This is a genomic window from Streptomyces sp. NPDC001732, assembly GCF_053596315.1.
The window spans coordinates 1-19631 of record NZ_JBSFFY010000003.1; the positions used below are offsets into that span (position 1 = coordinate 1).

General features: G+C 72.5%; 20 protein-coding genes and 1 pseudogene. 8 read left to right on the forward strand and 13 right to left on the reverse strand.

The window, feature by feature from the left end:
* A partial coding sequence (locus ACWCXX_RS05020; RefSeq protein ID WP_451124396.1) for an Hsp70 family protein occupies nt 1-1107 on the reverse strand: 1107 nt, incomplete at its 3' end.
* Nucleotides 1108-1200: 93 nt separating this feature from the next.
* Nucleotides 1201-1572, reverse strand: coding sequence for a hypothetical protein (locus ACWCXX_RS05025; RefSeq protein ID WP_451124398.1), 372 nt, complete (start codon nt 1570-1572; stop codon nt 1201-1203).
* 662 nt (nt 1573-2234) lie between these two features.
* On the opposite strand from ACWCXX_RS05025, the gene ACWCXX_RS05030 reads away from it, so the two are divergent.
* On the forward strand, nt 2235-3008 hold the full coding sequence (locus ACWCXX_RS05030) for a VOC family protein (protein WP_451124400.1): 774 nt from the start codon (nt 2235-2237) through the stop codon (nt 3006-3008).
* 180 nt (nt 3009-3188) lie between these two features.
* Here the strand turns inward: ACWCXX_RS05030 and ACWCXX_RS05035 are convergent, their stop codons facing one another.
* Nucleotides 3189-3635 carry a cyclic nucleotide-binding domain-containing protein gene (locus tag ACWCXX_RS05035; protein WP_451124402.1) on the reverse strand — a complete coding sequence of 149 codons (447 nt, stop codon included), beginning with the start codon at nt 3633-3635 and terminating at the stop codon, nt 3189-3191.
* A 323-nt stretch (nt 3636-3958) separates the two neighbouring features.
* Nucleotides 3959-4327 carry a hypothetical protein gene (locus ACWCXX_RS05040; protein ID WP_451124404.1) on the reverse strand — a complete coding sequence of 123 codons (369 nt, stop codon included), beginning with the start codon at nt 4325-4327 and terminating at the stop codon, nt 3959-3961.
* Nucleotides 4328-4611: 284 nt separating this feature from the next.
* Here ACWCXX_RS05040 and ACWCXX_RS05045 point away from each other — a divergent pair, with 284 nt between their 5' ends.
* The 3 genes from ACWCXX_RS05045 to ACWCXX_RS05055 all read left to right on the forward strand — a co-directional run bounded on the left by ACWCXX_RS05045 (nt 4612) and on the right by ACWCXX_RS05055 (nt 7508).
* Nucleotides 4612-5637 carry an ArsR/SmtB family transcription factor gene (locus tag ACWCXX_RS05045; protein ID WP_451124925.1) on the forward strand — a complete coding sequence of 342 codons (1026 nt, stop codon included), beginning with the start codon at nt 4612-4614 and terminating at the stop codon, nt 5635-5637.
* A gap of 291 nt (nt 5638-5928) precedes the next feature.
* Nucleotides 5929-6621 carry a peptidoglycan-binding domain-containing protein gene (locus ACWCXX_RS05050; RefSeq protein WP_451124406.1) on the forward strand — a complete coding sequence of 231 codons (693 nt, stop codon included), beginning with the start codon at nt 5929-5931 and terminating at the stop codon, nt 6619-6621.
* Nucleotides 6622-6797: 176 nt separating this feature from the next.
* Complete coding sequence (locus tag ACWCXX_RS05055) at nt 6798-7508, forward strand: C39 family peptidase (RefSeq protein WP_451124408.1); 711 nt, start codon at nt 6798-6800, stop codon at nt 7506-7508.
* A gap of 65 nt (nt 7509-7573) precedes the next feature.
* Here the strand turns inward: ACWCXX_RS05055 and ACWCXX_RS05060 are convergent.
* The 4 genes and pseudogenes from ACWCXX_RS05060 to ACWCXX_RS05075 form a co-directional block, all read right to left on the reverse strand.
* A pseudogene (locus ACWCXX_RS05060) lies at nt 7574-8595 on the reverse strand (serine/threonine dehydratase).
* A 171-nt stretch (nt 8596-8766) separates the two neighbouring features.
* Nucleotides 8767-9246 (reverse strand): hypothetical protein, encoded by a 480-nt coding sequence (locus tag ACWCXX_RS05065; protein WP_451124410.1) that lies wholly within the window; start codon nt 9244-9246, stop codon nt 8767-8769.
* Between the two features lie 96 nt (nt 9247-9342).
* A complete protein-coding gene (locus ACWCXX_RS05070; protein WP_451124412.1) occupies nt 9343-9609 on the reverse strand; it encodes a hypothetical protein in 267 nt (88 codons plus the stop codon).
* Between the two features lie 206 nt (nt 9610-9815).
* A complete protein-coding gene (locus tag ACWCXX_RS05075) occupies nt 9816-10454 on the reverse strand; it encodes a sigma-70 family RNA polymerase sigma factor (RefSeq protein ID WP_451124414.1) in 639 nt (212 codons plus the stop codon).
* 75 nt (nt 10455-10529) lie between these two features.
* Here ACWCXX_RS05075 and ACWCXX_RS05080 point away from each other — a divergent pair, with 75 nt between their 5' ends.
* Nucleotides 10530-11357, forward strand: coding sequence for an alpha/beta fold hydrolase (locus ACWCXX_RS05080; protein WP_451124416.1), 828 nt, complete (start codon nt 10530-10532; stop codon nt 11355-11357).
* A gap of 194 nt (nt 11358-11551) precedes the next feature.
* Here the strand turns inward: ACWCXX_RS05080 and ACWCXX_RS05085 are convergent, their stop codons facing one another.
* Nucleotides 11552-12199: a maleylpyruvate isomerase family mycothiol-dependent enzyme gene (locus ACWCXX_RS05085; RefSeq protein WP_451124418.1), complete on the reverse strand. Its 648-nt coding sequence runs from the start codon at nt 12197-12199 to the stop codon at nt 11552-11554.
* Between the two features lie 71 nt (nt 12200-12270).
* Here ACWCXX_RS05085 and ACWCXX_RS05090 point away from each other — a divergent pair, with 71 nt between their 5' ends.
* The gene (locus ACWCXX_RS05090; protein ID WP_451124420.1) at nt 12271-13182 is read left to right on the forward strand and encodes a LysR family transcriptional regulator; all 912 of its coding nucleotides are present in this window, start codon (nt 12271-12273) and stop codon (nt 13180-13182) included.
* A 70-nt stretch (nt 13183-13252) separates the two neighbouring features.
* On the opposite strand, the gene ACWCXX_RS05095 is transcribed toward ACWCXX_RS05090, so the two are convergent.
* Nucleotides 13253-14428, reverse strand: a complete 1176-nt coding sequence (locus ACWCXX_RS05095) for a macrolide family glycosyltransferase (protein ID WP_451124422.1) — start codon at nt 14426-14428, stop codon at nt 13253-13255.
* Nucleotides 14429-14941: 513 nt separating this feature from the next.
* Here ACWCXX_RS05095 and ACWCXX_RS05100 point away from each other — a divergent pair.
* A complete protein-coding gene (locus ACWCXX_RS05100; protein WP_451124424.1) occupies nt 14942-15682 on the forward strand; it encodes an ATP-grasp domain-containing protein in 741 nt (246 codons plus the stop codon).
* Nucleotides 15683-15812: 130 nt separating this feature from the next.
* Here ACWCXX_RS05100 and ACWCXX_RS05105 read toward each other — a convergent pair whose 3' ends face one another.
* From ACWCXX_RS05105 to ACWCXX_RS05115, 3 genes are all read right to left on the reverse strand, one after another.
* Entirely contained in the window at nt 15813-16976 is a 1164-nt protein-coding gene (locus ACWCXX_RS05105; RefSeq protein ID WP_451124426.1) for an abortive phage infection protein, read from the reverse strand.
* A 159-nt stretch (nt 16977-17135) separates the two neighbouring features.
* Nucleotides 17136-18161 (reverse strand): hypothetical protein, encoded by a 1026-nt coding sequence (locus ACWCXX_RS05110; RefSeq protein WP_451124428.1) that lies wholly within the window; start codon nt 18159-18161, stop codon nt 17136-17138.
* A gap of 47 nt (nt 18162-18208) precedes the next feature.
* Nucleotides 18209-18949 (reverse strand): class I SAM-dependent methyltransferase, encoded by a 741-nt coding sequence (locus ACWCXX_RS05115; RefSeq protein ID WP_451124430.1) that lies wholly within the window; start codon nt 18947-18949, stop codon nt 18209-18211.
* A gap of 84 nt (nt 18950-19033) precedes the next feature.
* Between ACWCXX_RS05115 and ACWCXX_RS05120 the strand changes: the two genes are divergently transcribed.
* Nucleotides 19034-19576 carry a hypothetical protein gene (locus ACWCXX_RS05120; protein WP_451124432.1) on the forward strand — a complete coding sequence of 181 codons (543 nt, stop codon included), beginning with the start codon at nt 19034-19036 and terminating at the stop codon, nt 19574-19576.
* The last annotated feature ends 55 nt before the right edge of the window (nt 19577-19631 follow it).

Here is a 19631-nt window from a genome sequence, read left to right on the forward strand (position 1 = left end):
GTCGAGCAGCAGGACGTCCTTGACCTCGCCCTTGAGGACACCGGCCTGGAGCGAGGCACCGATGGCGACGACCTCGTCCGGGTTCACACCCTTGTGCGGGTCCTTGCCGGTCAGTTCTCTCACCAGATCGGTCACCGCCGGCATCCGGGTGGAGCCGCCGACCAGGATCACGTGGTCGATGTCCGACACCTTGATCCCGGCATCCTTGATCGCGTTGTGGAACGGCTTCTTGCAGCGCTCCAGGAGGTCCGCGGTGAGCTGCTGGAACTGGGCGCGGGTGAGCTTCTCGTCCAAGTGCAGCGGGCCCTCGGCGGACGCGGTGATGTAGGGCAGGTTGATCGTGGTCTCGGTCGCGGAGGACAGTTCGATCTTCGCCTTCTCCGCGGCCTCGCGCAGCCGCTGGAGAGCCATCTTGTCCTTGGACAGGTCCACGCCGTAGCCGTTCCTGAACTGCTTCACCAGGTGGTCGACGACCGCTTGGTCCCAGTCGTCACCGCCGAGGTGGGTGTCACCGTTGGTGGCTTTCACCTCCACCAGGCCCTCGCCGATCTCCAGGAGCGACACGTCGAAGGTGCCGCCGCCGAGGTCGAAGACGAGGATCGTCTGGTCGTTCTCCTTGTCCAGTCCGTAGGCCAGTGCCGCGGACGTCGGCTCGTTGATGATCCGCAGGACGTTCAGGCCCGCGATCTGCCCCGCCTCCTTGGTCGCGGTGCGCTGGGAGTCGTTGAAGTACGCGGGGACGGTGATCACCGCGTCGGTGACGTCCTCCCCGAGGTACGCCTCGGCGTCCCGCTTCAGCTTCTGCAGCACCCGCGCGGAGATCTCCTGCGCGGTGTAGCGTCTGCCGTCGATGTCGCCGGATTCCGGGAAATGCCACGCGGGGTCTCCCATGTGGCGTTTGACCGACCGAGCGGTGCGCTCGACGTTGGTCACCGCCTGTCGTTTGGCGACCTCGCCGACCAGCACCTCGCCCCTCTTGGCGAAGGCCACCACCGACGGTGTGGTCCGCGCACCCTCGGTGTTCGCGACCACCGTCGGCTCGCCCGCCTCCAGCACGGACACCACGGAGTTCGTCGTTCCCAGGTCGATGCCCACTGCCCGCACCATGGTTGCCTCCCTTCATCGTCCGTTGTCCTTCCCGGGCCCGGCGTCCTTCGCGGAGGGGCCCGGGTCGGCTGTCGGGAGAGTGGTCCGTCCGCTTCACCTCCCCAGCCGGTCCCGCGGGGCCAGCGGCAGCAGAACCCGCATCGCCTCCTCGGGATCGGGGACGAAGACCGCCAGCCGGCTGTACGGTGCGCCCCGGCGCAGTTCCACGCACAGCACCGGTCTGCCCTCCCGTATCGACACGAAGTCCCGCCCCTCCCGAATAGGGCGGACACCCGTGTACAGCAGCCCGGGTATCCAGGTCCCCCGGCCGCGCTCGCCGCGCAGCGCACGCCACCAGTCGGGCTCGACCCGGGGCCGGAGCAGTGCCGTGACCGGGACGCGCACATCGCGGTGGCGTGCCATCGCCTTCTCCCACCAGGACAGGCGCACGACGATGTCGGTGCCTTCGACCACCACCCGTGCCATGTCCTCTCCCTCGTCGTCGCGCCGCTGTGCCGGGCACGGACCGGTCCGGACAGGGCCGGTCCCGCGGCAGTGCGGCCGGGGAGGCGCAGCCGCGCGGGGAGGGCCTTCGTGGAAGCGGCGGGAGTGCGGTCCTCCGCGGCCCGGCGGCGTTTCCTCACTTCCATTGTCCTCTCCCGCGGGCGGTCGGGCCGGATCGCCCACGACGTTCCAAAGCCGGAGCGGGCACGGGCGGCCGAAGACCGTCCGGGTGGTGCGGGATCGGGCGCGGGCGTCGCGGCGTTGATGTGCGGTGGAGTGCGATCGGCGCCAGGGTGGGGACATGGGCCCGGCCCGGTGCGACACGACGTGGCCGCGGAGTTCCCGGCCCGCCGTCGCACCGCGGAAGAGCCGTGTGCGCGGGGCGAGGCCCGGTCTGCGGGCCCCGCACCGGGACGCATCGCGAGCCGGCCGGTCACAGGCCGGTGAGGGCCCGGTCGCCGGGGCGGTGCGTCCGTACCCGACGGCATGCGGGCACACGCGCGCGGTGCGGCGTCGGCGGTCCGGGACGGCCGCAGGCCGCCCCGCCGCCCGGTGCGCCCGGCGACTGTCCCCGTTGCCCCGCCGCCCGGTGGCCGTCCCGTCGCCCGGTGGCTGTCCCGTCCGCGCATCCGAAGGAGTTCCGAATGACGGCCTTCGACAAGATCATGCCGGTGACCGGCGCGCCCTGCTGGGTGAACCTGCTGACGCGGGACCTGAGTGCGACGCAGGCCTTCTACGCCGCCGTTCTGGGGTGGAAGTTCAGGGAGAGCGCCCTGGGTGACGACTTCTCGGTGGCTCTGTCGCAGGACGAGCCGGTCGCAGGGATCGGGTGCTGTCCGGGCGAGGGCCATCCGCCCGTCTGGACCCCGTACTTCGCTGTCAAGGACGCGGACGAGACGGCGGGCCGGATCAGCGAGCGCGGCGCCACGCTCGCCGTGGGGCCCCTTCCCCTGGGCGAGGGTCGGGCCGGGATCGCCGCCGACCGCGACGGGGCTGTGTTCGGGTTCTGGGAAGGCCCGGCCCTGTCCTGGCCGGTGGGCCCGTACGGCGCCCCGGTCCGGCTGGACCTGCGGACCCGCGACGCGTTCGACGCCGCCATCTTCTACGCGGAGGTCTTCGACTGGGCCCGGCCGCCCGGCGGCTGCACGGTCGACTACGCCCAGGACCACATCGTCGTGCAGGCCGCGGGACGTACCGTCGCCACCCTGCGCGGCGGAGGCGTCGAGGACGCTCCCGACCCGAAGGTCCGGCCCCGGTGGAACGTGGACTTCCGTGTCCAGGACCGCGGACGGGCCGCAGCGGCCGCCGTCGCGGCCGGGGGCGAATCATCACCGGTTCCCTCACTCACCGGTGCCCCGGAGGACGCCTGTGTCATCCGCGACTCCGACGGCGCCCTCTTCACCGTGTCCGGCGTTTGACGGCAGCCACCTCATCCAGCGTACTCACATCGCCCGCACCGGCCAGGCGTCCGCCCTGCCCGGCCGCCCGCGGCCGGGCAGGCGCGAGCCGCGCCGGTCTTCCGGACTCCGTGGTCCGATGGACCGGCGAGCGATACGGACGGGGCCGCCCCCGCGGACAGCGGCGGCCCCGTGGGCGGGTCAGGCCCGTGCGGCGGATTCGTAGAGGTCGAGCAGCCTGCCGCGGGTCGCGTGCAGCCGTCGAGTGAGCACCATGCCGACCCATTGGCTGATCTCGAATCCGAACTCGGGGTCCGCCCGGCACAGCGCCCGCACTTGGGCCGCGTCGAATTCGTGGGCCCGGACGGGGCTCAGCGTCTCGGCGCCCAGTTCCCACTCGTAGGGCGGGAAGAGCCAGGACAGCCCGACCAGGTCGCCCGGTCCCAGGGTCTCGATCTCCGCGCGGCGCCGGTGGGGCAGCTGGGAGTCGAGGGTCACCGCGCCGGTCCTCAGGATCCAGAAGCGGTCGGCGACGGTGTGTTCCTCGAAGAGCCGCCGTGCCGCGGGGAAGTGGACGTCCTCGGCAAGGCTCAGGAGGTGGTCACGGCGTGCGGGGGGCAAAGACGTGATCTTGAGTGTGGTGGTCATCGGAGTACTCCTGCGAGGAGCGGCTCTCCACGGGCGGGCAGGACCCTCGGGTCCCTCCGGGGGGCCGGTCCGTCGCCGCGGTGCACGGCTCCCGGGAGGTGGCGTACGAGGAGGTGCCCACACGCGTCGCTCGTGCTGGTCACGAGGTTCTGGCGACCTCTCGTAGAAGGGTTTTTCCCCCGTCGTGGCAGAAGTACGCCGCCGGAGTCGTGTCTCCCTGTGCGATCACGCCCTCCTCGCGTGAGGATCGGTTCACGGGCGGTGGTCCGGTGACACTCCGGCCCCTTCGTGGGCTCGGCTCCCTTCCCCGGTGCTCCGGTCCGCTATCCCACCCGTGCCCGGCCGGGGCGGAGGGCAGCGGCGAGCTCCTGGCGGAGCAGCGGGACGGCGGCAGCGGCCACAGGTCCCATCGGCGCCCACGCCCCGGCCGCCCCGGGGCGGTTGTCCCGGTGTTCCGACCAGGCATGCAGCAGCGCGGGCAGGGACTCCTCCGGGTCCCTGCCCGCCCGCCACGGCGCCACCGCGGGGGTGCCCGCGACCCGGCCGCCGTTCTCCTCGGGCGACTGCCGGAGTCCGCGCAGGCCGGGCAGCAGCCCGGCCGCCCCGGTGCCCATGCGGGCGATCGTCCGCAGCGCGTCGTACCGCTGGAACCAGCACTCGGCCGCGAGGCCCTCCGACAGTACGGACAGCACGAGGTCCTGCTCGCCCCGGCCGGCCACGGCGCCGCGGCCACGTCGACGCAGTGTGGCCCGGGTCTCCGTCCCGGGCCGGTTCCCGTGGCTCCGGCAGCACCCCCACGCCGTCGCGCCGAGCCGGGAAAGGGCGGTCGCGGGACGGGGCGCTGACCGGAGTGCGGGCCGGGGCGCGAGTCGGCCGAGCATCTTGACAGGAGTCGCCGTGCGGGGATCGGCTGGGGCTCTGCTCCGTGTCGGTACGGGGTTCGTCCATGGAGTCGGGCAACGGGGGTCGACTGGCCGTGCTGCGGGTGTACTTCACGTCCGAGGACCTGGGGCGGGTGCGCGTCGCCTCGGGTCCGGACCATCTGTGGGAGATCAGCAACAGCGTGCAGACCCTCCAACGGCGCGACGGGGAAGGAGTGTTCGGCGAATGGCGCCGATGGGTGCGGCCGCGCCTCCCGGACAGTTGCAGGTTCCTGTCACCGCTGCTGCCGCCCCACGGCTGCTCCCCGGACTTCCTCACCCCCACCCGCGGCGGCGAGACGTTCCAGACGGCGGTCGACACCCTGGTGCACACCCCCGGCCCGCGGCTGCGCAGGGACCTGGCGCGGGTGGCCGCCTCGCGTCGCCTCCCGGGCTGGACAGACGCGCTGGCGGGCGGGGACGGTGACACCCTCCTGCGACTGGGGCACGCCCTGCGCACGTACCACCAGGAAGCACTGGCACCGTTCTGGCCGCGCATCCACGCCCACGTCGACGCCGACCGCATCGCCCGCCTGCACAGCCTCCTGGACGGCGGGACGGAAGGACTGCTGACCGCTCTCGGACCGCGGCTCCGCTGGCGGCCCCCGGTGCTGGAGGCCGACTACCCCGTGGACCACCACCTCCACCTCGACGGCCGCGGGCTCACCCTGCAGCCCTCGTTCTTCTGCTGGCCCACGCCCGTCACGCTCGCCGACGGCGAACTTCCCCCCGTCCTGGTGTACCCGATCGACCACGCGACCAACTGGGCCCGGCCCACGCCCCCGGAACGGACCGGCGGCGCGCTGGGGGCGCTGCTCGGGCACACGCGCGCCGCGGTCCTCCAGGCGGTTCGCACCGGCTCCTCCACCGTCGGCCTGGCCCGGCTCCTCGGGGTGACGCACCCGGCGATCAGCCAGCACATGAAGGTGCTGCGCGCGGCCGGCCTGGTGACCACGACCCGCAGGGACGGGCGGTCGTTGCACGTCGCGACCGCGGAAGGGCGTGCACTGCTGCGCAGTTGCGAGCGGGGGGAGGCCCCCCGCCCAGAGGGATGGCCGACACCGCCCGACGCCAGGCGGTAAGCCTGGCCTTTCGGACCTTGCGTCTGTCATGACCACGCAAGGATGCTGTGGGGGCTGTCGCGCGCACACCCCCACCCCCCACAGTCCCTCCCCCGCCGCCTCTCCCCCACGCCCTGTCACCACCGTCCGCCCTCGGCCCGGTTTCCCGGCGACGCGCCCAGAGCGCTCCCTCGGGCCCCGGGCCGGAACGGGCGTGCCGCGCGACGCGCGCGGCAGCAGGGCCACGGAGCGACACGACCCGTGCACGAGGCGGACGGGCGGGGTGACGACCCGCACGAAGGAGATGAAGCAGTGGCATTACGCACTGCCCTCGCCCGCACCGCGGCCGCGGCCGCGTCGCTCGCCGTCGCCGGCACGCTGTTCGCCGCACCCGGCACGGCCCAGGCGTCCTCGTCCCGCACCCCGGCCGCCGAAGCCGGAGAAGCCGGCCCGGGACACGGCGTGGCGTGGTTCCAGGAGCGTCACGGCCTGCCCACGACCGGGCGGGTCGACGGCGCGACCGCCGGCGCCCTGCACCACGCCTCCGACGCCGAGTTGCTCCGCACTTTCCGTACCGCGGCCGATCTCGGACCCGAAGAACTCGCCAACGCGCGCACCGTCATCGGTGTCGGCAAGGGAGCGGAAATTCCCGAACAGGGCCAGGTCATCGCGCTGATGACGGCCATGCAGGAGTCGAAGTTCGTCAACTACCTGGTCCCCGTGGACCATGACTCCCTGGGCATCTTCCAGCAGCGTCCCAGCACCGGCTGGGGGACCCCCGAGCAGATCACCGACGTCGCCACGTCGTCGAAGTCCTTCTACGGTGTGGCCCCCTTCGGCAGCAATCCCGGACTGATCCAGATCGACGGCTGGCAGACGATGCCGCCGGGCGAGGTCTGCCAGGCCGTACAGGTCTCGGCGTACCCCGACCGCTACGCGCAGTGGGAACCATTCGCCCGGGACCTGCTCGCCCGGGAGAGCCCCACCGTTCCCCCGATCCCCTGATCCCGCGCCGGCCGCGCCGTCCCTCGTCCGCCGTGCACCGCGCACGCACTCCGGGCCGCGGCCGTCCCGCACACGCACCACCGCACGAACCCCGGCCCGCTCGCCCGTCCTTCGGGCCGCACTCGCCCGCCGGGCCGTGCCCGCCTTTCTCCCGACCCCTCACCCCAGGAGCCCGTATGCACAGGAGATTCCTTTCCGCGGCAGTCGTCGTGGCCGCCCTCGGCGCGCTCGTCACCCCGGCCGCGGCCCAGGCGGAACCCGCCCGCCCCGGCCCGGTGTCGGTGCTCGCCCACGGTTCGAAGGCCGGAACCGCCGTCCTCGGCGGACACAACAGGCCGGGCACCCGTCTGCGGGTCGGCGGTGTGAAGACCGCGAGCGCGCACACACTGCAGATCGACTACCAGGTGCAGCAGACGGGTTACTGGTGCGGTCCCGCCGCGACCCGTATCGCACTGTCGGCACGCATCGCCCCGCCCAGCCAGGCGGACCTGGCCTGGCAGCTCGGCACGACCGAGGCGGGCACCGATCACATCAGCCAGGTCACGGGCGTCCTCAACGCGAACCTCGGCACCGGCTGGTACGAGACCAAGGAGATGCCGAACGATCCGCCCACCCAGGCCCAGAGGGACCTGTTGTGGAGGGACGTCGTCCTGGACATCGACAACAACTACCCGCTGGTGACGAACATCGTCGCCCCGCCCGGCAACCAGCCGCCCGGCTACCCGTCGGACCAGACGATCTACCACTACTTCACGGTCATCGGGTACGACGACGCGAACCGTACCGTTCTCATCGCCGACCCGGCCTCCTTCGGCGGCAACCAGATCTACTGGCTCTCCTTCGACCAGCTCGCCACCCTGATACCCCCGAAGGGCTACTCCGCCTGACCGCCGGGCGCAGGCACGTGGAGCGGGCGACAGCGGCGGCCTGCCGCTGTCGCCCGGAATGCCGTTCAGGCCCCCGGCCGGTCCTCGACCAGGTCGCCGGGGTCGGTGTTCGCCCCGCACAGGACGACGGCGATCCGCTCCCGGCACGGGGCCGGTAGCCGCGGTCCGGGCCGGTGGGCGGGGTGGTGTGTGCGGCGAGGGCGGTCGCGGCGCCGGGTTCGACGACGAGGCGGCGGCGGTCCCACAGGGCCCGGCGGGCGCGGACGATCTCGTCGTCCGGCGCCGGCACGGAACGCACGTCGTACTGCTGGGCGGCGGGCAGGGCCATGGCGGAGGCGCGGCGGGCGCCGAGGGAGTCGGAGGCGACCGAGTCCACGGAGACGTCGACCGGGCGGCCGGCTTCGAGGGCGGCGTTCAGCGCGCGGCAGTTCTCCGGCTCGACGGCGACCGTGCGGATGCCGTGGTGCCGGGCCGCGGTGGCCACACCGGCGAACAGGCCGCCTCCACCGACCGCGACCACCACGGTGTCCAGGCCGGGAACCTGCCGGTGGATCTCCTCCAGCAGGGTGGCCGCCCCGGCCGCGGTCAGCGGGTGGTCGTAGGCGTGGGCGGCGAGCGCGCCGGTCCCGGCGGCGAACTCCTCGCAGGCGGCCGGGGCCTCGGCGTACTGGGTCCCGACCAGGCGCACGTCGGCGCCGTACGAACGGAGCCCGGCGATCTTCACCTGCGGGACGGTGGTGGGCAGGAACACGGTCGCGCGCACTCCTTGCTGCCGGGCGGCCCAGGCACAGGCGAGTCCGGCGTTCCCGCCGGAGGCGATCGTCACCCCGACGCCCGGGAGGGTGCCGGAGTCGCGGTGGGCCTGGATGAAGTTCCGGGCGCCGCGCGCCTTGAACGAACCGGTGTGCTGCATGAATTCCAGTGCCGGCCACACCTCGCAGGGCTCGGCCCCGCCGTCGCCCGGGGTGCTGCGGTGGACGGTACGGACGGTCTCCGCCGGCTCGGCCCGGGTCACGGTGACGGGGCGGACGTGATCCGCCGTCCGGCCGGTGGCGGCCTCGATGTCGGCGTGGGCGAGTCGGTGCACTGTGCTGCTCCTGCGGTGAAGGGGGCGCGGCCGGGGCCCGATCGGCCGGTGGTGGTGTCGGTGCCGGCGGGGAAGCGCGCGGGGCCCGGCGTGTTCACGACGGTGAACAGGGGCTTGGCCATGGGTTGCTGACGGCCCGTCGGCCCGCTCACCCGCCCCGCAGGGCAGGGGTCACGTCGGCCAGACGACCCGGCCGTCCTTCACTTCGAGCACGTCCGGCGTCAGGTCCTCGTAGAACCTCAGATATCCCATCCGGACCGTCGTGCCGTCCGGGACCCGGTGGATGTCGTGCGCGCGGGCGGCGAGCCATTCGAGGAGCTCGCCGACCTCCTCGAATTCGTCCGGGTGGATCTCCTGGCGGGAGGTCAGCGCCCAGCCCTTCCGGGGCGGCTCGCCCCGCACGGCGAGCGCCGAGCAGTACGCACCGCCCACCCGCCAGGTGTCGCCGGTCCTCGCCAGCAGCGGATACGGCTCGCCCTCGACGACCGACTCCCCCGACTCGTCCCGGACCACGGCAGGAGACGCGGTCACGATGGACAGTTGCCCGGGTTGCGGCCCGGTTCCCAGGTGCCAGCGCAGTTCGGCGATTTCCTGCTCGGAGAGCTCGTCCCGCAGGTCGACCGTGACCACCAGCTCGTAGATGTCACTCACGCGACGCACCTTACAGAAGGGGTCCGGACGGGTCCCGGGGCGCGTGGGCGCCCCGGGACCCGCCTCGGCGGGGCACATGCCCGAAGAGCGCCGGGCTCAGGACTCGTCGTTCACCCAGAGCTGCCACTTGCCGCTGCTGGACTGCTTGCAGTCCCACTGGGAGTAGGCGGAATTCACGCCGTCGTTGTAGCACGCCTGGTGGGTGCTGTAGGTGCCGACGTAGATCCACGAGTCGGCGATCGGTGCGACGGACGTGGTGTTCGTGCCGGAGGGAACGGGTGCCGCCTGGACGGTGGCGGAGGTGGCGCCCGTCAGCAGGGCGGCTCCCATCACAGCGCCGGCAAGCACGAGTCGAGTACGCATGTCTCTCCTTCGGGTCGAAGCGTTGCTGTCGGAATCGATCCTGGGAGCGGCGGTGACACGGGGGAACAGGGGACGGGCGTCCCGGACGCGTCCCGGACGGGACAGGAACGGGACGGGACGAGGAAGAGATGGGACGGGGCCGGGGCCACCGGGCTTCCGTTCGCGGGGCGGACGGGTCCGGGAGCGCGGCCCCGGGCCGGGTGCCGTCAGTCGTCGTGCGACGTCCGGCCGGGGGCGGACGTCCGGGTGCCCGCCCCGAGCCGGTCGCGCTGGAGCCGGTGGGCGAGGGTGCGGCGCACGGACGCCGACGCGGTGGCGGTGGTCTCGGCGGGCACGTCGAGGCCACGGCTGATCCGGTCGTACGCCTCCCGGTAGCTGCCGGGCAACTGCTCCCGGTGTGCTCCGAGGTCCTCCTCGACCAGGCGCCGCAGTTCGTCGACGTTCCGGGGGGTGAAGCGTTTCCGCCCCCGGGCCAGGGCGTTCACGCAGCGCGTACAGCGGGCGGTGTCGGGGAAGGCCTCGGAGATCTCCTCGGCCAGGCCCCACAATCGGCCCTCGAGCCAGGGCGCGTCGCGCTGGTCGAGGGAGAGTTCCGTCATGGGCGGCGGTTCGCCCGTCCCGCCCCGCGCCACCTGTTTGGACACGGCGGGCTGGCTCATGCCGGCGAGCCGGGCGATCCTGTCCTGGGTCCAGCCGAGGCCGACGAACAGTTGGATCATCTCGGCCCGCAGCTTCCGCATCTCCTCCCCCGCACGAATGACCTCGTTCATGTCGGCGAGCATGCGTCCGGCCTGTTCCTCGGTCAGTTCCCCGAGCCGCCGGGGGGTGTCCTCTTCGACTGCCACAGCTCGGTTATACACCCCGAGCGACTTTCCATAACCTGGTTGTACAACCTGGTTATGAGTGGCAGGCTTCGCGCCATGCCCACTTTCTCCGCACCTGACGGAACCCGGCTCGCCTACCGTGTGCACGGCGACGGCGCCCCGGTCGTCTGCGTTCCGGGAGGCCCCGCCGACTCCCGCTACCTCGGCGACCTGGGCGGCCTGGCCGCGCACCGTCGGCTGATCGTCCCCGATCTGCGCGGAACGGGCCGGTCCGCGATTCCCGACGACGCCTCCTCCTACCGCTGCGACCGCCTGGTCGACGACATCGAGGCCCTGCGCGACCACCTCGGTCTCGCGCGGATGGATCTGCTCGGCCACTCCGCCGGCACGAACATCGCGGTGCGGTACGCCGCCGAGCACCCGGACAGGGTCGGCGGGCTGGCCCTGATCGGCCCCAGCACCCGGGCCGTCGGCCTGACGGTGACCGGGGAGATGCGGCGCGAGGCGGCGCTGGCACGGAGGGAGGAGCCGTGGTTCCCCCCGGCGTTCGCGGCCCTGGAGGCGATAGCCGGGGGAACGGGCAGTGACCGGGAGGCCGTCGCCCCTTTCCTCTACGGTCGTTGGGACGCGGTGGCACGGCGCCACCACGCGGACGGCCGGCCGGACAACGAGGAGGCCGTCGCCCGCTTCGCGAGCGACGGCGCGTTCGATCCGGAGGCCACCCGTGCGGCGCTCGCCGCCTTCGATGCGCCGGTCCTGCTGCTCACCGGTGAGTTCGACCTGAACAGTCCGCCCCGGTCGGCGGCCGAGTTCGCGGGGCTGTTCCCCGACGCCTCGCTCGTGGTGCAGCCGGGGGCGGGACACTTCCCCTGGCTCGACGACGCCGACCGGTTCGTGGCGGCCGTCGCGGATTTCCTGGGCTGAGCCGGATGCCCGGCCGCCGGACACCGTTGCCGCGTGCAAGGTCGGGCTCGGGAAACGGCCGGACGCGGGGCCCCGGGTCCGAAAAGGTCACTGCGGCCGGAGGCCCCGGCTCCGGAAGAGTCACCGCGACCGGACTCCGGTGGAGCGGGCCTCGGTCGGAACCCGCGGACCTCGGTCGGAACCGCCGGCTTCGGTCAGGCCCCGGTGAAACGGCCGCCCTGCACACCCCGCAGCCGGCCGGCCGGGAGCTTGCGGCCGAACGTGACCAGCAGGAGGTCCTGGGCCGCGCCGTACACGGGTGTGCCGGTGCCGAAGGACCAGTTCAGGTCGTCGGCGCACAGCCGCACCCCGTCGATGTCCGCGCCGAAGAACGTGAGGTTCCGGGGCCGGGTGCTGTCGAGCAGGACGCGCAGCCGGTCCTCGGGGACGCGCCGGTCGACACCGAGGGCGACGGTGATGTCCAGTCCGTGCACCACGTCGTGGCCGAGCGCCGCCGCGAGCCCGCCGACCGGCGGCCTCCACGGATGGTGTGCGTTGTCCCGCAGGAACACGGCGAGTTCGGCGGTGGAGTGGGCGCGCGCGTCCCGGCGGGCGACCCGGTCGGTCATCCGGTGAAGGCCGCGCGCCTTCACGAGTTCGGCGACGGTCGCCGGCAGCGAGTACCGGAATCCCATCGACATGTGGGCCGCGACCTCACGCACCCGCCATCCCGCGCAGAGGCTCGGTTCGTCCCACTGGTCGGCCCGCAGGCCGTCGAGCAGGTCCGCCAGTTCCCGGCGTTCCGCCGCGATCATGGCCCTGATGTCGGTCCCATTGCCCGTGCGTCCGGTCGTCTTCCCCATGTGTTCAAGGGTGCGGAGGCCCCTTCCATAAGTCCAATACATGGTTGTGCTTCGATCTAGAATCATTGGTTATGGAACTTCGGCAGCTCCAGTACTTCGTCGCCGTCGTGGAGGAGGCCGGCTTCACCCGTGCCGCCGCCCGGCTGCATCTCGCCCAACCCGGGCTGAGCTCCCAGATCCGCCGACTGGAACGGGAGTTGGGGCAGCCGCTGCTCGACCGCTCCGGCCGGTCGGTGGCACCGACCGAGGTGGGCCGGGCCGTACTGCCGTACGCGCGGGCCGCGTTGGCCGCCGTGGAAGGGGTGCGGCAGACGGCGGACGAGTTCGGCGGGCTGCTGCGCGGCCGGGTCGCGATCGGGCTGGTCTCCGGCGCCGTCGGTCACTCCTTCGACGTGGCCTCGCTGTTCGCCGACTTCCACGACGCCCACCCCGAGGTGGAGATAGCGCTCAGCGAGGCCACCTCGGAGCGGATGCGGGCCTCGCTCCTGGCCGGGGAGCTGGACATCGCCCTCCTCGGGCAGACCGAGGAGGAGCCCTCGGCCGGGCTCTCCTTCCAGACCGTGATCGACGAGGCGCTGGTCGCCGCCGTCGCCCCCGGCGACCCGCTCCTCGCCCGCGGCGACCGCACCGAGGTCCCGTTGGCCGAACTGCGGGACCGGCCGCTGATCTGTCTGCCGCGTGGCACCGGGGTGCGCGCGGTGGTCGAACACGCCTGTTCCCGGGCCGGGTTCAGGCCCCGGGTCTCCTTCGAGGCGGCTTCCCCGTACGTGCTCGCGCAGCTCGCCGCCCGGGGCCTCGGGGTCGCCGTGCTGCCGGCCGGCGAGGAGCCGGTCGACGGGCCGCTGCGCATGCTGCGGATCGTCCGGCCCGAGCTGCGCGGCCGGGTCGCTCTCGCCTGGCGGGCGCCCGGACCGGCGGGTCCTGCCGCCCGGTCGCTCCTCGACCGGCTGCGCAGGGCGCTGCCGGACCTGCCGCAGGGCTGATCCCGCCGGAAGGGGTGGTGAACGGCCGGGCGCCGGTTCACCACCCCGGCCCGGGGCGGGGCGGGTGGGGTCAGCCCAGCATGTCCTCGATGAGGTCGGCGGCCCGGGTGGTGCCGCCCTCGGCGCGCGCCGCGGACCGGAGCCCGGCCGAACGGCGACGCACCTCCGGGTCGGTGACCAGGTCGTTCAGCGCGGTGCGCAGCGCCTGTGCGGTGGCCTCCCCGGTGTCGATGCGGCGTGCCACCCCGAGTTCCACGAGCCGGTCTGCGTTGAAGAACTGTTCGGCGCCCTGCGGAACGGCGATCATCGGCACACCGGCCATCAGCCCTTCACTGCTGCTGCCCATGCCCGCATGGGTGACGAAGGCGTCGGCCTGTTCCAGAATCGCCGGCTGGGGCACCCAGGAGTGGACTTCGACGTTGGACGGGATGTCGCCGAGTTCCTCCGGGTCGGTGTACTTCCCGATCTGGAGCACCACGTGCCAGCCGGGCAGGTCGCCGTAGGCCGCCAGGCACCGGCGGTAGAACTCCGGCCGACGGGTGTACGCCGAGCCCAGGGAGATCAGCAGGACCTTCTCGGCCCCGGCGGGACGGGTCCAGGTCTCCTCGCCCTCGCGCGGGCCGGGGCACTGTCCGACGAACGTCACCGTGTCGGTGTCGACCCGGTCGGCGTGCGGCTGCATCGCGCGGGGAATCAGGGCCAGGGCCCGCGAGGGCCTGCCGGAGAAGGTGTCCACATCGGTGGTGGACGCCCCGCAGTCGGTGAGCCACCGCGCGAACTTCGCCCGGTACGCCTCGGCGCCCGGCAGCTGCCACTGGGCCGTGCCGATCTCCTGCTCGTAGCCCTGCCAGGCCACGAACGTCGGGGACAGCTGCATCAGGGGGCGGCCCTGGATCTCGGCGAGGGCACGCGCGGCGTAGGCACCGATGTCGTACAGATAGAGGTCCGCGGGGTCGTGGTCGTAGGCGGCGCGCAGCCGGCCGAGGGACTGGACGGCGTTGTCGAGGAAGAGGTCCATCGCGGCGATGGGGTCGTCCGGCCAGTTGTTGTCGGCGACCGGGAGCGTGGAGGTGCAGGGGACGAACTCGGCGCCGGTGGCCTCGATCCGTTCGGCCATGACGGGGTCGTTGGCGTAGGTCACCCGGTGGCCGCGGGCCACCAGTTCACGGATGACGTGGATGCTGGGCAGGACGTGGCTGACGGCGGGGATACCGATCATCGCGACATGGGCGCGGCGACGGGACATGGAGAATCACTCGTTTCAGGTCTACGGCGAAAAGGACACGGCGCATCGGTGCTCCGCGGCTGCAGGAGAAAGTCCTGGCCGGGGCGCACATGGATGTGCCGGACGGCAGCGGGGCGTTGCCCCGTCCGCGTCAGCCGTAGATCTGGTAGAGATGCATGCCGGGCACCTTACCTTTCCGTCCGGCAGCGTGTTCCCAATTTTTTGGGCGCCGTGACGCCGACGGCGCCGGGAGAGAAAGAAAACCCTCTCCCCGGCGCAGCAGCCGCCACGCCTCGGAGAACGGCTCCGGCAGGGTGCCCGGCAACCCGGGCAGACGCACGCCCCGCCCGTCCTCGCTGCCGTCGGCCGGTCGGCCCCGGGGTGCGGGCCCTCGGTACGGGCCCGCATGCCGTGGACTGTTCGGCCGGATCGGTGGCATCGTCAGGGATTGTGACGAAGCAAGGTTTCCTGGCGTTGGCACCGCAATACACCACGACATGCGAGCTGCTCTCGGCATCGGCACGTCGACGGGGGATGGATGTAGAAGTACTTCCCGCCCGGGGCGATGCGGGCACCGCGCCGGGGAGGCGTGGTGGCCACTATTACGGCGGCCCCGTTTTCGCGGCACGTGTCGTGGACTCCCTCGGGGTCGCGCTCCTGGAGCCGTCTGACGACTGGCTGGCCGCGTTGCCCCCCGAGTACACCGGGCGGCGCATCGCCATGGCGACCCTGGGCGAGGCGCGCCGTCTGTCCCGGCCCGCGTTCGTCAAGCCGCCGAGTGACAAGAGTTTCCCGGCCGCCGTCTGCACCGACGGTAGTTGTCTTCCGACGGGGCCGGAGCTGCCACCGGACATGCCGGTGCAGATCAGCGACGTGGTGACCTGGGCAGCGGAGTTTCGCCTGTACCTCCTGGACGGCGAGGTCCGCACGGGTTCGCAGTACGCCACTTTCGGCCGTCTCGACGCCGAGCGGCTGGACGGGCACCGCCATGAGAACGCCGTCCTGGAGTTCGCGGACGATCTCCTGGCCGCGTGCGGCGATGGCCTGCCCAGCGCGGTGGTGGTGGACATCGGGCTCCTGGCCCCACCTGGGCACGGTGCCGCCGATCAGTGGGCGGTGGTCGAGGCGAACATGGCGTGGTTCAGCAATTGCTATGCCGCGGACCCCGACCGGGCCCTGGACGTCGTCCTGCGCTCAGCCGGTCCGCGGGCACAGTTGGCCGAGCGGGATCGCCGGTTCTGCCGGAACCCTGAAGGCGCTCACCTGGCCGGCTGAAACGTCACCATGACGACCGGGAGCACTGACCCACCCGGCCGGTCCCGTACGAGGCGGGGCGGTGGGGCGTGCCGGGTCTCCGTACGGTCCGGCCCGCACCGGTGCTTCTTCCGTCCCGCGTCGGCGGCGGTCAGCGACGCCGTGCCCGGCCGTAGCACCGGGCCAGTGCGTGAAACGCCTGCTTGGGTTCCCAGTGCCAGTCGGATTCCGGGTCGTCGAACCGGTCCTTGACGGGTTTGACGATCGCGTAGCTCGCCATGTCCAGGTCGTGATGGGGGTCGGTGGAGTACGGGGCGTCGGCGGTGACGAACTCGAAGGCCATTGCCGCGTAGAGGCCCAACGACTCGAAGATTCCGAGGAGTTCGGTGAGGTACGCGGCCTGGGTGCGTTCGCTGCGCACCAGATCGCCCTTGATCCGCGGTGGTTGCGCGGTGTAGTCGACCACGTCCCAGCCCATCCCGCCCGCCCGGGGCGCCCCCGCGTACGCGCACGTGCCGAACTCCGTGATCGCCAGCGGCTTTCCCAGGCGCAGGTACTTCCGCAGTTCACGGAAGTGATCCGTGCGGTTCGGGTAGTACGAGTAGTAGTCGATGCCCATGATGTCGAACAGGTTCCAGTCGACCTCGTCGTCCTGCGCGGCGGCGTACGACAGGCTGCCGCCGAAGACCGAGCGGCCGACCGCCGCCGCCCGCCGGGTGAACGCGTCCAGGCGACGCATCATCCGTTCGGGATCGTAGGTGCCGGCCATGAGGTTGCGGATGCGTTCCTGCGCGTTGTCGCCGGGGACGATGCCCGGCACGAACAGCCAGAACTCGCATCCCACGCTCAGGTCCGCACGGGCTCCCTGCCTGCGCAGCCGCTCCAGGTGACGGCCCGTCTCGGCGAGGTGGTCGAGGATCTCGTGGGCGGGCCGGTCGCCCAGGGTCGGCTGGAGCCAGATGTGCAGCCCCTGTTCGGCGGCCTCCGACGCGGTGGCGTTGAGCCGTTCGACGCCGTCACCCGTCACCTCGATCGATGTGGCGTGCAGGTCCTCGGCGACGGCGCGGACGTCCGCGCGCATGCGGGCGGTGCTCCACGCGGTGGCCGGTGTCTCGCCCGCGCCGACCGTGTAGCACACTCCCCGGTGCAGCAGGCCGCGCCCGCCGTCGTGCTTCCTGTCCCGGTCGGCCGGTGCCGTCGCTCGGGCGGGTGCGCCGGCCAGGAGGTTCCCGGTCGCCGCGGCGGCCCCGATCGCCCCCGCCCCGGCCAGGAACCGGTTGCGGCTGATGCCTCGGCCGTGTTCGCTGCGATGCACTGTTGCTCCCTTTCGGTGGGCGGTCCGTGTATCGCCGTCAGTCTGCTCGGCGGGGCCGGTGACACGGATCGGCCGAAAGTCTGCGGACGGCCGACCAAGGGATGAAACCCGCGGCGACGGAAGCTGCCCGGAGCGGCGGGGCGGTGGCCGACCGGCGGGTCAGGAGGGCAGTTCCAGGTCCGTGCATCCGTGGCGCCGCGCCGTGTTCTCGGCGAAGGCGCGCAGTGCGGTGCGGAGACAGCCACGTGGCGGAGCGGCGTATTCCGTGTCGTTGACGACGAAGAGTGCGCGCGGACCGTCGCCGCACGCGGCGCTCGCCCAGGCACGGTGGAGGTCGGTACCCGCGTCGCGGTGGTAGCCGTCGGGTGCGTCGTCCGAGGTGCGCAGCCGCTGCGCGTACGGGCCGAACGAGGCTTCGAACCAGTACGGTTCCTCGTCCCGTGCCTTGGCCTCACCGAGGGCACAGGTCTCCCGGAGGGCGGTGCCGGGGGCTTTCGTCTCACGGAGCCAGTCGACGGAGTCGTCGTCCGGCTCGGGCACCCCGGCGCAGGTGCCCGTGGCCCTGCCGGGTGTGGTGTGGCCGGACTGCACGGGAAGGGGCGGCACGCCGTTGCCGTGCGGGGCCCCGCACGACCACTTCTCGGCGGCCCGGACGGCGGTGACCGTGGCCAGCCGGGTGATCTGCCGGGTCTCCGCGGCGTTCTCGTGCGACTCGTCGGCGCTCACGGCCACCACGAGGGAGGCGGGCCGGTCGGTGCAGTCGAGGACGACACCGGTGTCGCGGAAGTCGGTGTGGCCCTGCCAGCCGCCGCCGACGGGGACGGGCAGACGGTCGGAACCCCGGTCGTTCAGCAACGAGAGCGGGTCGCCGGACAGGTTGCGGTTGCGGACGGCGTCGTGCGGGATCAGGGCGACCAGCAACCGGGTGTCCGCCAGCCGGCACTCGTTCCAGCGGTTGTCGTCCCCGCCTCCCGTGCGGTCGCCGGACAGTCCGGCATCCGTGGAGTACGAGGTCAGCGCGGCGGACTCGGCGACCGGCAACAGGCCCTCGCAGTATGTGGCGAGCCGGTCCTCGTACCGCCATCGTTTGCCGGTGTCGCTCGTCCGGTACCAGCCGTAGCCGGCCGCGAGCAGGAGGGCCAGCGGCACCGCCGCGTACAGCGCGATCCGGCGCATCGTCCTCATCGGATGTGTTCCTTTCCCTTACCGGTCACACAATCCCACCCCCACCCTCACCCGTGATCCGGTCCGGGGCGCCGGGCGAGGAAGACGAACTCGCGGCCCGGCCGGTCGGGAGCGTCGCGCACGTCCTCCACCACGTATCCCTGCGCGGCCAGATCGGCCTCGACCTCCTGCCGCTCACGGAAGCGCAACGTCGAGTCCGACGTCAGCACCCGCCCGTCCGACGCGAACGCGTAGGTCCAGCGGAACGTCACCAACGGACCGCTGACGTCGAGGAGTTGGACCCACGTCTCGACCTCGCCGACGCCCGGGATCCCCGTGACCCCGTACGAGTCCTGGCGGTTCCACTCCTCCCAGACGCGCCGGGCCGGGTCCCGGGTCTCGAACACGAGGAGGCCGCCGGGTCGCAGTGCCCCGTGGGCTCCCCGCAGGGTCTGCCGCCACGCCTCCGGGTCGACGACGTCCTGGGCCACGTTCGCCGTCATGGTCGCGAGGTCGGTCGAAAGGGGCGGCAGCGTCGTCGCGTCGCCGTGGATCCAGCGCACCCGTTCGCTGCCGGGTTTGCCCCGCGCCACGTCGAGGGAGGCCTCGGCCGGGTCGACGCCCACGACCTCGATGCCCCGGTCGGCCAGCAGGAGCGCGAACACTCCCGTCCCGCACCCGATGTCGAGCACCCGTCGCGCCCCGGACTCCTCCGCCATGCGCACATACGCGTCGAGGTCGCTGCGATCGGGGTCGAGCGCGTCGTAGATCGCGGCGAGCCGCGGATTCGTGAAACATTCGTCGGCCACGCGGCCGACCGTATGCCGGGGCGCGCGCGGACTGCCATCGGATTGTGTCCCCGGACGTTCTTCCGTCGGCGGTAGTGTCGCGGCATGTACTCACCAGTTCCCGAGCTGAACCTTCTCAAGGAGTTCGAGGAGAGCGTGCCCGGTTGGTACGCCCCCGGCTTCGAATTGCAGGCCTTCGGCGAGGACGACGGCGGATACCCCGGCACCGCCGACCGTCTTCGTACCTTCGCGCTCGCCACGGGTTCCGGCTCGGTCTACGCGATCTGGCTGCTCGACGAGCGTCCCGATCTCGCCGCGCTGCCCGTCGTGTTCCTGGGCGACGAGGGCGGCATCAACCTCGTCGCCCGCGACCTGCGGGAGTTCTTCCGCGTCCTGGCCTCCGGCTGGACCCCCATGGGCAGCTGGGAGAAGGTCGAGTACCTCGACGAGCGGGAGGAGGACGAGGACTACGACCCCTGTCCCGGCAACGAGCGGTTCCAGGCATGGCTGCGCCGCCACTTCGGTCTTGAGGCCGTCGAGGACCCCAATGAGGTCGTCGAGGCGACCGAGGCCGAGCTGTGGGACCGTTTCGCCGCGTGGATCGGCCCGCTCCACCCCGACGTGGTGAATGCGCGCACAGCGCCCTGACCGGATGTGACCGGCAGGTCCGGCCAGGGCCGTGAACCGCGCGCTGCGGTACGGG